This is a genomic window from Streptomyces sp. V4I23 (assembly GCF_030817975.1).
Taxonomy (GTDB): Bacteria; Actinomycetota; Actinomycetes; order Streptomycetales; family Streptomycetaceae; genus Streptomyces.
The window spans coordinates 4,829,318-4,842,949 of record NZ_JAUSZW010000004.1; the positions used below are offsets into that span (position 1 = coordinate 4,829,318).

11 protein-coding genes are annotated in these 13,632 nt (G+C 73.8%); 7 read left to right on the forward strand and 4 right to left on the reverse strand.

What is annotated here, in order from left to right:
• The first annotated feature begins 4 nt into the window (after positions 1-4).
• Complete coding sequence (locus QFZ82_RS24310; RefSeq protein WP_307715173.1) at positions 5-1,000, forward strand: DNA-3-methyladenine glycosylase; 996 nt, start codon at positions 5-7, stop codon at positions 998-1,000.
• Between the two features lie 63 nt (positions 1,001-1,063).
• Here the strand turns inward: QFZ82_RS24310 and QFZ82_RS24315 are convergent, their stop codons facing one another.
• The 3 genes from QFZ82_RS24315 to QFZ82_RS24325 are packed head-to-tail and all read right to left on the reverse strand — an operon-like array spanning position 1,064 to position 3,842.
• A complete protein-coding gene (locus QFZ82_RS24315; RefSeq protein WP_307715174.1) occupies positions 1,064-2,362 on the reverse strand; it encodes a coenzyme F420-0:L-glutamate ligase in 1,299 nt (432 codons plus the stop codon).
• Entirely contained in the window at positions 2,359-3,315 is a 957-nt protein-coding gene (gene cofD / locus QFZ82_RS24320; RefSeq protein ID WP_307715175.1) for a 2-phospho-L-lactate transferase, read from the reverse strand. Before cofD ends, QFZ82_RS24315 begins: the two co-directional genes overlap by 4 nt.
• Before the next feature lie 32 nt (positions 3,316-3,347).
• Complete coding sequence (locus QFZ82_RS24325; protein WP_177152307.1) at positions 3,348-3,842, reverse strand: cysteine dioxygenase family protein; 495 nt, start codon at positions 3,840-3,842, stop codon at positions 3,348-3,350.
• A gap of 641 nt (positions 3,843-4,483) precedes the next feature.
• Between QFZ82_RS24325 and QFZ82_RS24330 the strand changes: the two genes are divergently transcribed.
• From QFZ82_RS24330 to QFZ82_RS24340, 3 genes are all read left to right on the forward strand, one after another.
• Entirely contained in the window at positions 4,484-4,747 is a 264-nt protein-coding gene (locus QFZ82_RS24330) for a WhiB family transcriptional regulator (protein ID WP_018846780.1), read from the forward strand.
• A 231-nt stretch (positions 4,748-4,978) separates the two neighbouring features.
• A complete protein-coding gene (locus QFZ82_RS24335) occupies positions 4,979-8,662 on the forward strand; it encodes a glycosyltransferase family 2 protein (protein WP_307715176.1) in 3,684 nt (1,227 codons plus the stop codon).
• Positions 8,659-10,221 carry a DUF5719 family protein gene (locus tag QFZ82_RS24340; protein WP_307715177.1) on the forward strand — a complete coding sequence of 521 codons (1,563 nt, stop codon included), beginning with the start codon at positions 8,659-8,661 and terminating at the stop codon, positions 10,219-10,221. The genes QFZ82_RS24335 and QFZ82_RS24340 overlap by 4 nt, the downstream gene beginning before the upstream one ends.
• Before the next feature lie 155 nt (positions 10,222-10,376).
• On the opposite strand, the gene QFZ82_RS24345 is transcribed toward QFZ82_RS24340, so the two are convergent.
• A complete protein-coding gene (locus QFZ82_RS24345; protein WP_307715178.1) occupies positions 10,377-10,805 on the reverse strand; it encodes a metallopeptidase family protein in 429 nt (142 codons plus the stop codon).
• Positions 10,806-11,078: 273 nt separating this feature from the next.
• Here QFZ82_RS24345 and QFZ82_RS24350 point away from each other — a divergent pair, with 273 nt between their 5' ends.
• From QFZ82_RS24350 to QFZ82_RS24360, 3 genes are all read left to right on the forward strand, one after another.
• A complete protein-coding gene (locus QFZ82_RS24350) occupies positions 11,079-11,507 on the forward strand; it encodes a DUF3499 domain-containing protein (RefSeq protein ID WP_307715179.1) in 429 nt (142 codons plus the stop codon).
• A 313-nt stretch (positions 11,508-11,820) separates the two neighbouring features.
• Positions 11,821-13,182 carry a phosphomannomutase/phosphoglucomutase gene (locus tag QFZ82_RS24355; RefSeq protein WP_307715180.1) on the forward strand — a complete coding sequence of 454 codons (1,362 nt, stop codon included), beginning with the start codon at positions 11,821-11,823 and terminating at the stop codon, positions 13,180-13,182.
• A 222-nt stretch (positions 13,183-13,404) separates the two neighbouring features.
• A complete protein-coding gene (locus tag QFZ82_RS24360) occupies positions 13,405-13,587 on the forward strand; it encodes a Trm112 family protein (RefSeq protein WP_307715181.1) in 183 nt (60 codons plus the stop codon).
• Positions 13,588-13,632 lie beyond the last annotated feature (45 nt).

Consider the following 13,632-nt stretch of genomic DNA (forward strand, 5'->3'; position numbering starts at 1 on the left):
CCGCATGGCAGGACGCTTCGAACCGGGCGCCGGCCGCGCGGGGGTGCGCGGCGGCGCGACACGCGTACCCGCCGCCGTACCGCGTCAGGTCTCGGCCGCCCGCACACGCCGGTGGACGCCGCCGTGGCCACTCGACCTGGGCCTGGTCCTCGGGCCGCTGCGGCGCGGGCCGGCCGACCCCACCTTCCGTACGACGCCCGACGGCTCCGTCTGGCGGGCCAGCCGCACGCCCGAGGGCCCCGGCACGCTGCGGGTCGCCCTGCGGGGCGGCACGGTGGAGGCCGAGGCGTGGGGCGCGGGCGGCGAGTGGCTGCTCGACCGGCTGCCCGACCTGCTCGGCGCGGCAGACACACCCGAGGGCTTCACGCCGCGCCACCGCCTGGTCGCCGCCTCTCAGCGCCGCCGGCCGGGGCTGCGGCTGGTGCGCACGGGGCTGGTGACGGAGTCCCTGATCCCCTCGATTCTCGAACAGAAGATCACGACGGACGAGGCGTACCGGGCGTGGCGGCTGCTGGTCCGCCGGTACGGCGAGCCGGCGCCCGGCCCGGACGAGCGGCTGCACGTCATGCCGGATCCGCGCGGCTGGGCGATGATCCCGTCCTGGGAGTGGCACCGCGCGGGCGTGGACAACAAGCGTGCCTCGACGATCCTGCGGGCGGTGAAGGTGGCGCGCCGCCTGGAGGAGGCGGCGGCGATGGAGCCCGTACAGGCCAGAGCCCGGCTGGAGTTGATCCCGGGCATCGGCCCGTGGACGTCGGCCGAGACGGTGCAGCGCAGCAACGGCGCGGCCGACGCGGTGACGGTGGGCGACCTCCATCTGCCCCGGATCGTGGGTTACGCCCTGGCGGGCGACCGGAACGCGGACGACGCGGCGATGCTGGAGCTGCTGGCCCCTTACGAGGGCCAGCGCCACCGTGCCGCCCGGCTGATCCTGCTCTCGGGCCGCGTGCCGCCCCGCCGCGAGCCCAAGATGCGCCGGGTGGACATCGCGGCGTGGTGACCCCGCCCGGTGCGGCCCCGACCGTGCTCGGGGGCGTGCCCCGGGCCGCCGCCCGGCCGAGTGCTACCGCACCTCGATGAACGACGCCGCGTCCCGCGCCGGCCGTGCCGTCGGCGCGGCCGCCGGGTGACCGATCGCCACCGCGCCCATCGGGTCCCACGTGGACGGCAGCCCCAGCACCTCGCGCACCACCTCGCGGCAGAACATCGTCGACGACACCCACGCCGAGCCCAGCCGCTCGCCCGCGAGCGCGACCAGGAAGTTCTGGATGCCCGCGCCCACCGCGGTCACGAACATCTCGCGCTCGGCGGTGTCCCGGCGTTCGTCGCCGTATGTGTGCGCGCCGTCGGCGACCAGGCAGGGGACCACCAGGTAGGGCGCGCGCCGCAGGACGTCCCCGCGCCGTACGCGCCGCGCGATCGCCTCCTGCGACGCGCCGTCGCGCCGCAGATCCGCGACCCACGCCTCGCGCATCGCGTCGAGCAGACGGACGCGGGAGGACGCGGACTCCAGCAGGACGAAGCGCCACGGCGTGGTGTGGTGCGGGGCGGGCGCGGTCACCGCCGCGGCGACCGCGCGGCGCACCGCCCCGCCGTCCACCGGCTGGTCCGTGAACGCGCGTACCGTACGCCGCTGCGTCACCGCCTCGCGCACCGCCTCCGACGTCCCGAGCCGGAACATGTCGTCGGCCGCGTCCCGTACGAGCGCCCGCGCGCCGGGGCCGGCCTCGTCGACCACGTGCGCCAGTCCCCGGACGACGGCGACGGGCAGCCCCTCGGCCTTGCCCTTCACCAGGTCGCCCGCGGCGGCGAGCTCGTCGGCCGTGGCGACCACGGTCGCGGTCAGCGGATTGCCGTACGCGTCCGTGCCGCCGCGCAGATCGTCCAGCACGCGGACCCCGGCGGCGCCGATCGCGACGTCGGTCAGCCCGCTGCGCCACGGCCGCCCGGACGTGTCGGTGACGATCACGCCGATCTCGACGCCCAGTTCGTCGCGCAGCCCGTCGCGGATCGCGCGGGCCGAGGCGTCGGGGTCCTCGGGAAGCAGGAGCACGGTGCCCGCGGGGGTGTTGGAGGCGTCGACCCCCGCCGCGGCCATGACCAGGCCCTGGCGGTTCTCGACGATGCGCAGAGGGCCCCGCCGCGCGACCACCCGCACCGTCTCGGCGTCGATCGCCGCCTCGCGGTCCGCCGCCTCGACGATCCGGCCCTCGGCCTTGCTGACGATCTTCGAGGTGACGAGCAGGACGTCGCCGTCGACGAGTGCGGGCGCGGTCGCGGCGATCAGCTTGGCCAGGTCGTCGCCCGGCCGGACCTCGTCGATGCCGGGCAGCGCCCAGACCCGGTAGGAGGGCGAGCTCACCCCCGTACCTCCTCGGCCAGCGCCAGGGCAGCGCGGGCCATCTCCGCGGTCGCGTCGGTGCCGGTCATCATCAGCGGCACGGCGCGGCAGCGGATGCCCGCCGCCTCGACGTCCGGCACGGCGGCGGCGTCGACCGTGTCGACGAGCCAGCCGTCGAGCAGCCCGGAGCCGTAGTGCCGGGCGACGGCCGCCGCCGTCGCCTCCACGCCCACGGCGGCGAGCACCTTGTCGGCCATGCCGCGCACGGGCGCGTCGCCGACGATGGGGGACAGGCCCACGACCGGCACGCCCGCGTCGGCGATCGCCTCGCGGATGCCGGGCACGGACAGGATGGTGCCGATGCTGACGACGGGGTTGGACGGCGGGAAGAGGACGACGTCCGCCTCGGCGATCGCCTCCAGCACGCCGGGCGCCGGCTTGGCCTGCTCGGCGCCGACCGGCACGACGGCCTCGGCGGGCACGGATGCCCGCAGCCTGACCCAGTACTCCTGGAAGTGGACGACCCGGCGCTCTCCGTCGAGGGTGACGGCGACGTGCGTCTCGACGCGGTCGTCGGACATCGGCAGCAGCCGTACGCCCGGCTGCCACCGGTCGCACAGCGCCTCCGTGACGGCGCTGAGCGGGTAGCCGGCGCCGATCATCTGGGTGCGGACGATGTGCGTGGCGAAGTCGCGGTCGCCGAGCCCGAACCACTCGGGCCCGACGCCGTACGCGGCCAGCTCGTTCTTGACCTGGAACGTCTCGTCGCTGCGTCCCCAGCCCTGCTCCTCGTTGATGCCACCGCCGAGGGTGTACATCACGGTGTCGAGGTCGGGGCAGACCTTCAGCCCGAACAGATGGATGTCGTCACCGGTGTTGCCGATCACCGTGACGTCCGCCTCGGGCGCGGCCTGCTGGAGACCACGGAGGAAACGGGCGCCGCCGATACCGCCGGCCAGAACCACAATGCGCATGTGCCCATCTTGGCAGGCGCGCCGACGGCCCCTCAGACCGGAACGGACTCCTGCGTGCACCGGGCGGAGGTGTGCATGGGCATCTCGGTCAGGCCCGGGTAGTACACGTGCAGACTGACGGCCGGCTCCAGGGAGTCGTTGACGACCTCGTGGACATAGCCGGGGGCGAAGACGCGCTGCGCGCCCGCGGCCAGGGACCGCTCGCCGCCCTCGGTGCGTTCGGTGAGCTCGCCGTCGAGCACGGTGAGCACGCCGGAGGAGGCGCCGTGGCCGTGCAGGCCGCTGCCCTGGCCGGGGACCCAGCTCAGCAGCCAGACCTCGTAGCCGGGGCCGGTCTGCAGGCGGTGGTACCAGCGGGAGGTGGCGTCGTACTCGACGAGGTGCTCCCAGCGCGCGCGGTCGGCGGCGATGGACCGGGCGAGCCCGGCGAACTCGGCCACGGTGGCGGGGTGCTCGCGGGCGGGCTGGAGCAGGTGCTGGACGGCGAGGATGTCGCCGGCGATCTGGAGGTCGCTGTCGCTGTTCATGGGTGCGGGGGTTCCTCGGCAGGAAGTGCTGGGGTGTCGCAGAGCAGGCAGTGCGGGGCGATGCGAGAAGAAGAAGCTGGAGCTCGTGGGCGTCAACAGCTGGAACAGCAACAGCAACAGCGCGCCTGGACAGCGCTGCGGAACCCGCGGAGGCGGGTCGCGTAGGGCGCTGAGGTCGCTGGCATGGGATCAAAGGTGACTGCTCCCCTTACCCGATGTCAACCCAATGACCGATTTGGCGGCAATGTTTCATCACATCCGGTTACTGCGAGCAGAGAAAGGTTTGTGCAGTCGCGGACCGGGAGACATGCGGCAGCAACCGTTCTCGCAAACGCCGTTGGGGCGCCGTGACCGTACTGTGATCCGGATCGCTTCGATGGCTTGATCGCAACATGATCGATGTTTGCGACGTCTTCCCCCTCTGAGGGAGGAGGTGCGGAACAGGCCGCTGGCATGTGTCAGATTTTTGGTGATTTGAACACTTTCCGCATAGCCTTGGTTCCGCAGAGTGAATACCGGGCTCAATAGCAGATCGTGGCTTGACTGGCCCGGAGCCACACACTTGTAATTTCACTCGTGTCGTTCGGCCGAAAACGATCGCGGCAACATCACGGGGACGTAAAGACAGACGAGGGGCGCACATGACCGAGCTGTTCCAACAACTGCTGGTCGAGGACGCGGACGAGGAACTCGGCTGGCAGGAGCGCGCGTTGTGCGCCCAGACCGATCCCGAGTCCTTCTTCCCCGAGAAGGGCGGTTCCACCAGGGAGGCCAAGAAGGTCTGCCTCGCCTGCGAGGTCCGCTCCGAATGTCTTGAGTACGCCCTCAACAACGACGAGCGATTCGGAATCTGGGGCGGCCTCTCGGAGCGCGAGCGCCGTCGGCTCAAGAAGGCCGCGGTCTGATCGCGGACGGTCACCGACCGGCCAAAAGGCACAACTGACCACAAAGTGAACGGTCCGCCGTCTGTGCCCGGTGCACAGGCGGCGGACCGTTCGCCCTCTCGTCGCCCGACCACCGCCCCTCAACGAGGCGCTCCGCGCCGCAGCGCTTTCCTCGTGCCGTTAGTGTGGGGCCCCGTCCGTGACGCACCAACGCCCCTTCGGGGCGACCTTGGCCGGAGGGCCCGTACCTCAATGTCCGCCACCACCGCCGCGTTTGTCCCGGCACACGCGCCCGAGTTCCCGAGGCACGTCGTCACCGCCGTGCTCGTCTCCCACGACGGCGCGCGCTGGCTGCCCGACGCCCTCGCGGGACTGCTCGGCCAGGAACGCCCCGTACAGAACGTCGTGGCCGCCGACACCGGCAGCGCCGACGACTCGGCGCAGACGCTCACCGACGCCCTCGGCGCCGACCGCGTCCTGCACCTCGCCCGGCGCACCGGCTTCGGCGCCGCCGTCGACGAGGCCGTCCGCACCGCCGGGGTGCTCACCCCCGACGACCTGCCCTACCTGAAGCGGCCCAGCGGCTGGGACCCGGTCACCAGGACCTGGCGCGACGAGGCGTACGACATGCCCGAGCTGCCGCACGGCGAGCCCGTGCAGTGGCTGTGGCTGCTCCACGACGACTGCGCACCCGAGCCCACGGCACTCGCCGAGCTGCTGCGCGTCGCCGACTCCGACCCCTACGCCGCGGTCGTCGGCCCCAAGCTGCGCGGCTGGTACGACCGCAAGCAGCTCCTCGAAGCGGGCGTCTCCATCGCCAACAGCGGCCGCCGCTGGACCGGACTCGACCGGCGCGAACAGGACCAGGGCCAGCACGACCAGATCCGCTCGGTCCTCTCCGTCTCCTCCGCGGGCATGCTCATCCGCCGCGACGTGTACGAGGAGCTCGGCGGCTTCGACCGCAGGCTGCCGCTGATGCGTGACGACGTCGACCTGTGCTGGCGCGCCCACGCCGCCGGACACCGCGTCCTCATCGCCCCCGGCGCCGTCCTGCGCCACGCGGAGGCCGCCGCCCGCGAGCGGCGCACCGTCGACTGCGTGGGCCGGTCCGTCGCCAGCCCGCACCGCGTCGACAAGGCCGGCGCCGTCTACACCCTGCTGACCAACACCCGCGGTGTCGCCCTGCCCTGGGTCCTGCTGCGCCTCGTGGTCGGCACCCTGCTGCGCACCCTGGCCTATCTCGTCGGCAAGGTCCCGGGCCAGGCCGTCGACGAGGTCATGGGTCTCTTCGGCGTCCTGCTGCGGCCCGAGCGCCTCCTCGCGGGCCGTCGCAGACGCGCACAGCGGGCGGTCGAGGCGAGCGAGCTGCGACCGCTGTTCCCGCCGCCCGGAGCGACCGTCCGCGCCACCGTGGAACAGGTCGTCTCGGACTTCGGCGGCTCGCAGGCCGACTCCGGCGGCTCCCGGCACGGCGTCGTCGAGTCGGGGCCCGGCGACGACGACGCGGAATTCCTGGAGATCGAGCAGTTCGCGCGGCTGAAGAAGATCGCTCGCAAGCCGGGGCCGCTCCTGTTCGCCGTCCTCCTCGTCGTCTCCCTCATCGCCTGCCGGGGACTGTACGGCGGCGGCGCGCTGGCCGGCGGCGCCCTGCTGCCCGCACCCGCCGACGTCGCCGACCTGTGGAGCCGTTACGCGGACGGCTGGCACCCGGTCGGCGCCGGCGGCACCCAGACGGCACCCCCCTACCTCGCGGTCCTCGCCGTCCTGTCCGTGCTGTTCCTCGGCTCCACCGGCCTCGCCCTGACCGTGCTGCTCGTCTGCTCGGTCCCGCTCGCCGGCCTCACCGCATACTTCGCGTCCCGGCCCATCGTCGAGTCCCGCCTGCTGCGCGCCTGGGCGAGCATCGCGTACGCCTTCCTGCCCGCCGCGACCGGAGCACTCGCCACCGGACGGCTCGGCACCGCCGTCCTCGCGATCGTGCTGCCGCTCGTCGCCCGTGCCGCCGTCGCCGCACACGGACTGCGCATCAGGGGCGGTGGTCGCGGCAGCTGGCGGGCCACTTGGGCGTACGCCCTGCTGCTGACCTTCGCGATGGCCTTCACACCTGTGGTGTGGCCGCTCGCCCTGTTCACCGGCATCGCCGTGCTGGTCCTGCGACGGAACGACATCACCGCCTACGCGCTGCGCTTCCTCGCCGCCGTCGGCACCCCGATGCTCGTCCTCGCTCCCTGGTCGCTCTCCCTGCTGACCAGCCCCTCCGGGTTCTTCCGCGAGGCCGGTCTGGAGTTCGGCAGCGGCTCGGCCGACGCGCTCGACCTGCTCGGCATCAGCCCCGGCGGCCCCGGAGCCGTCGGCGGCGTCCTGATGCTCGGCATCGTGCTGGCCGCGCTCGCCGCCCTGCTGCGCGAGGAACGGCAGTTCGCCATCCGTACCTCCTGGGCCGTCGCCCTGGTCGCCCTGGTCCTCGCGGCCCTGACCAACGGCTCCGGCTGGGCCGGGCCCGCCACCCTCGTCTACGGCATCGCGCTGCTGTCCGCGGCCGTGCTCGGCGCCGAGGGCGGGCGCACCCGCGTCGCCGCCCAGAGCTTCGGCTGGCGGCAGCCCGTCGCCGCCCTGATCGGGCTCGCCGCGGCGCTCGCACCCGTCGCCGCCGCGGCCGGCTGGATGATCGACGGCGCCGCGGGCCCGCTCACGCGCCGGGACCCGGTCCAGGTGCCCGCGTTCGTCGCCGAGGAGAGCGACACCCGCGACCAGCCCCGCACCCTCGTCCTCGGCGGCACCTCGGCCGACAAGGTCTCGTACACCCTGGTGCGCGGCTCCGGCGGCCGGCTCGGGGACGCCGAGCTCGCCGAGGCGGGCGGCGGCGACACCCGCCTCGACAAGATCGTCGCGCACCTGGTCGCCGGCTCCGGCGCCGACCAGACCGACCAGCTCAGCGGCTACGCGATCCGCTACGTGCTCGTACGCGACGGATCGCCCCGCCAGACCAGCCGCGTCCTCGACGCCACCCCCGGACTGAGCCGGCTCAGCCAGCTCGACGGCAGCGCGCTGTGGAGGGTCGACCGCCAGGTCGCCCGGGCAACGATCGTCGACGGCAGGAGCGAACCGCTGCCCGTCGCCTCCGACGCCGTCGAGGCGCACACCAAGATCCCCGCCGGCGGCTCCGGCCGCGTCCTGCGCATCGCCGACCGCGCCGCCGAGGGCTGGCAGGCCACACTCGACGGCCGCCCGCTGGAGAAGACGACCGTCGACGGCTGGGCACAGGGCTTCGAACTGCCCGCCGAGGGCGGACGGCTCGACCTGACGTACGAGGACCCGGCGACGCACACGGCGTGGATCTGGATCCAGGCGTTCCTCGCGCTCGTCCTGGTGGTGCTCGCGCTGCCGGGCCGCCGCCGTGAGATCGACGACGACCTGCCCGAGGAGGAACTCGCCGTTCCCCTCCAGCCGGAGGCCGGCGAGGGCCGCAGGGCGCGCCGGCTGCGCGCCCAGGCCGAGGCCGAGGCGGCAGCCGCCGAGGACAGCGCACCCGACCCCGGCCCGTACGCCCAACAGCCGGACGCGCCCGCTCCGTTCACCGCCGGACAAGGCGAACAGGCCGCTCCCTACGCGGCGGTTCCCCAGCAGGGTTACGGCGACTGGCAGGCCCAGCAGCCCTACGGCGACGGCGGCTACGCGTACGGCGCCGAGCAGTACCCGGGCGGCCAGTACGCCGGCGAGCAGCCCTACGGATCCCAGCAGCCCTACGGCGACGGCGCGTACCAGCAGCCCTACCAGGGCGACCCGTACGGGTCGGAGCCCTACGGCGACGAGCAGTACCCGCAGGACGGGCGCGACCACGCCCCCTACGGATACGGCGAGCAGTACCCCGACGGCGGCCCGTACCCCGAGCCGCCCGCCCAGGCCCCCGGCACGACGCGAGGCGAGTCAGAGTGAAGCGCACGACCATCTCCCTGATCGCGGTCACCACCGCCCTCGCGGCGGTCACCGGATTCGCCTCGCTGACCGTCCCGGACGGCACCGAGCCGACGCGCGGCGACCTCGCGCTGCCGCTGCCCGTGGAACGCTCCAGCCTGCTGTGCCCTGCGCCGAGCAGCTCCGAGCTCGCCGAGACCCGCTACACCTCGTTCACGCCCGCGCGGAAGCAGAGCGGGGGACAGAAGGACGCCGGCGAGCCGGCGGACTCGGCCGAACTGCGGCCTTCGGCCGCCGTGTTGGCAGACACCGACGCCGCGCCCGCCAAGGACGGAAAGAAGAAGGACGCGGCCAAGGAAGGCGCGAAGAAGCCCGCTCCCGAGAAGCCGGTCGTCGCCGTGAAGGAGCCCGGCAAGCCGGTCTCCGCCGAGGTGGACGGCGGCGAGGCCCCCGCCCTCGTCGGCACCGCCACCGGCTCCCTCGCGCCCGGCTGGACCACCCAGCAGACGACGTCGGTCACCGCGGGCAGCGGGCGGGGGCTGCTCGGCGTCAGCTGCACCGGACCCGACACCGACTTCTGGTTCCCCGGCGCCTCCCTCGCCGAGGGCCGCCAGGACTACGTGCACCTGACCAACCCCGACGAGGCCGGGGCCGTCGCCGACATCGAGCTGTACGGCAAGGACGGGGCGCTCAGGACGACGCTGACGGAGGGCATCCCCGTCCCGGCAGGCTCCAGCGTCCCCGTGCTGCTCCCGACGCTCACCGCCGACAAGGCGGACGAGGTGACCGTCCACGTGACCACCCGTACCGGCCGCGTGGGCGCGGTCGTACGGGCCGCCGACGAGACCGACGGCAGCGACTGGCTCGCCGCCTCCGCCGACCCGGCCGGCACCGTCGTACTGCCCGGTATCCCGTCGGACGCGACGTCGGTGCAGCTGGTGGCCTTCGCCCCGGGCGACGACGACGCCGCGCTGAAGGTCCAACTCGCGGGCCCCACCGGGACGATCACCCCGGCCGGACACGAGTTGCTGCACGTGAAGTCCGGGATGACGGCGAGCGTCGACCTCGCCGACATCGCCAAGGGAGAGGCCGGATCGCTGATCCTCAGCCCCGCGGAGAAGGGACGCGCCACGCCCGTCGTGGCGGCGCTGAGGGTGGTGCGCGGCAAGGGCGCCGAGAAGGAGATCGCCTTCGTTCCCGCCGCCGCGCCGGTCGGCGAGCGGGCCACCGCCGCCGACAACCGCGCGAAGGGCTCGGTCCTCTCGCTCACCGCGCCCGGCGAGGCGGCCGAGGTCAGGGTCACGGCGTCGGCGGGCACGGAAGGGGGCGCACAGGCCGTCAAGACGTACAAGGTGAAGGCCGGCACGACCCTGGCGATCACGCCGCTGGTGCCGGCCGGGCTGAAGGGCTCCTACGCGGTGACGGTCGAGACGCTCTCGGGCGGACCGGTGCACGCGTCGCGCGCGCTGGAGATCGCGGACGACGGCATCCCGATGTTCACGATCCAGAACCTGCCGGACGACCGGGGCACGGTGGTCGTCCCGGAGGCGGAGCAGGACCTGTCCGTGCTCGACGACTGACGATGCGCGACGGGCCCGTGCCCCGCGGCGCGCGAGCCGGACAGGTCGTGGGCCCCCCGCGGCGCGCGGGCCGGACAGGTCGTCGTGGGGCCCTCCTCCGGCGGGCCCGACCGGCAGTCGTGAGTCCCGGGAGCGGCCTTCGACGGGCCGCCGGGTCAGTCCTGGCCGTAGCGGGGGTCGACCGACTCGGGCGAGAGCCCGAGCAGTTCCGCGACCTGCTCGACGACCACTTCGTGCACCAGCAGAGCCCGTTCGTCGCGGTTCTTCGTCCGGATCTCGACGGGCCGGCGGTAGATCATGATCCGCGCCGGACGGTCCTTCGCCGCGGGCTCCGCACTGCCGAGCGGCACCGAGTCGTCCGGTGAGCCCGGTACGTCCAGGACCAGGAAATCGACATCGGCCAGCTGCGGCCAGTGCCGCTCCAGGCGCTCCACGGAGTCCTGCACCAGGTCGCGGAAGGTCTCCGAGCGGCTGGCGGCCAGCGGGACCTGCGGCGGGGCGACGGGGCCGCGCATGCCCCGGCCGTGGCGGTCGCGGCGGCGCGGTCTCGGCTCGGTCGGGCGGGGCGGTACAGGACTGTCCATCACCGACGCAGGGTAACTCTCCCGCGCGAGCGGCGACCGGCGCGCGGCCCCGCCCACGCCCCTTGTCGCCAATTGACCATTCCGGCCAAGGTTCGGCTCGATTGCACGACCCGGGAGATCGGTGATCTCGGCCCGATTGACATTATTCGCCCCAAGTCGTGACCGGCTCCTGTGCGACCGTCGCCCGTGTGGTTCTCTTTCCGTGCAGGTCAGGCCAGTTGCAGGAACAGCCGTTATGTCGGATGTCACACCACGACACGGGGGAGTGACCTGGTGGAGAGTCGTCGCAGCCCGCTCAAGAGTGCGGTACCGTCCAACGTCGTGAGCCCTGTACGTCGCTGTTCGCGCACCGCGTGCGGCCGCCCTGCCGTCGCGACACTGACGTACGTCTATGCCGATTCGACTGCGGTCCTCGGCCCGCTCGCCACCTACGCCGAGCCCCACTGCTACGACCTGTGCGCCGAGCACAGCGAGCGGCTGACCGCTCCACGCGGCTGGGAGGTCGTGCGGCTCACGGACGGCTCGGCCCCGGCCCGCCCCAGCGGTGACGACCTCGAAGCGCTGGCGAACGCGGTGCGGGAGGCGGCCCGGCCTCAGGGACGTACCGCGGAGGCGGGCGGACAGGGCGGTCGCCGCCCGGCCGACCCGATGGAGGTCGCGCGCCGCGGCCACCTGCGGGTGCTGCGCTCCCCGGACAACTGAGCCGCACGCTCCCCTCGCCCCTCCGCCCCGCCGCTTCCCCGATGCCCGGCCGCGCCCTCCGCGCAGTCGCCCGGACGCCTCCCCGGCGTCCCGCCCGCTCCCCGCACGCACTGCTGTTCCCGGCCAACTCGCGCCCACCACCGCCCGCTTGACCCGTCCCCGCCGCCCCGGCCGCCGCGCCCGGCGCGTACGGCACCCGGCCCGGGCGGGCGCGCCGCAGCGGATCACTTCCCAGAAGCCCGGTCCGGGCACGCTGCGCACACCTGCGGCGGGTAGTTTGATGCGACCGCCAAGACTTCAGGAGGATTGGGCCGTGGCTGCTGATCTGTCGCAGATCGTGAAGGCGTACGACGTCCGCGGAGTGGTGCCGGATCAGTGGGACGAGCAGGTCGCCGAGCTCTTCGGCGCCGCGTTCGTCCAGGTGACCGGCGCCGACGCGATCGTCGTCGGCCACGACATGCGGCCGTCGTCGCCCGGTCTGTCCGGCGCGTTCGCGCGCGGCGCCGCCGCCCGCGGCGCGGACGTCACCCTGATCGGCCTGTGCTCGACCGACCAGCTGTACTTCGCCTCCGGGCACCTGGGCCTGCCGGGGGCGATGTTCACCGCGTCGCACAACCCCGCCCAGTACAACGGCATCAAGATGTGCCGCGCCGGCGCCGCGCCCGTCGGCCAGGACACCGGCCTCGCCGACATCCGCGACCTCGTCACCGCCTGGTCCGCCGACGGCGGGCCCGAGCCGGCCGCCCGGCGCGGCACGGTCACCCAGCGGGAGACGCTCGCCGACTACGCGGCCCACCTGCTCTCGCTCGTCGACCTGTCCGCGATGCGCCCGCTGAAGGTCGTCGTGGACGCGGGCAACGGCATGGGCGGCCACACCGTCCCCACCGTTTTCGGTTCCCTCCCCGTCACGCTCGTCCCGATGTACTTCGAGCTCGACGGCACCTTCCCCCACCACGAGGCCAACCCCCTCGACCCCGCGAACATCGTCGACCTCCAGGCCCGCGTCGTCGCCGAGGGCGCCGACCTGGGCCTCGCCTTCGACGGCGACGCCGACCGCTGCTTCGTCGTCGACGAGCGCGGCGAGGGCGTCTCGCCGTCCGCGATCACCGCCCTCGTCGCCTCCCGCGAGCTGGCCAGGCACCCGGGCGGCACGGTGATCCACAACCTGATCACGTCATGGTCGGTCCCGGAGGTCGTGCGCGAACAGGGCGGCACGCCGGTGCGCACCCGGGTGGGGCACTCGTTCATCAAGGAGGAGATGGCCCGCACCGGCGCCGTCTTCGGCGGCGAGCACTCCGCGCACTACTACTTCCGCGACTTCTGGAACGCCGACACCGGCATGCTGGCCGCGCTCCACGTGCTCGCGGCCCTCGGCACGCAGGACGGCCCGCTGTCCCGGCTGGTCGACCGGTACGACCGGTACGCCGCCTCCGGCGAGATCAACTCCCAGGTCGACGACCAGGCCGGCCGGTCGGCCGCGGTACGGGCCGCCTTCGCCACCCGCGAGGGCGTGACGACCGACGAGCTGGACGGTCTGACCGTGGCCACCGACGACTGGTGGTTCAACCTGCGGGCCTCCAACACGGAGCCACTGCTGCGGCTCAACGTCGAGGCCCGGGACGAGGCGCTGATGACGAAGATCCGCGACGAGGTCCTCGCACTCGTCCGCGCCTGAGCCCGGCACCGCCGGCTTCGCCGGGCCGCCCGGCCCCTCCGGCGACGCACGCCCGCCGGCCGCCTCCGGCGCGCCGGACCGCCGGGGGCGTGGTCAGAACGAGCCGCACCCCGCTTCCCGGCGGTAGGCTGACGAGGCCCGAACCGCAAGACCGTGACCGCACGTCCGACGCGACCGAACCGCACCCCGGACCTGTGAGACGCCCGAAGGGACACCGCTGACATGCCGCTCGAAGCCGGCCTCCTGGAGATCCTCGCCTGCCCGGCGTGCCACGCACCGTTCGACGACCGCACGGCGGCCGAGACGCCCGAGCTGATCTGCACCGGCGCGGACTGCGGTCTGGCCTACCCCGTACGGGACGGCATCCCGGTCCTCCTGGTCGACGAGGCCCGCCGCCCCGCCTAGCGCGGCCGTCCCGCCCCGCGGGACCGGCCCCACCACCGCCCCCCC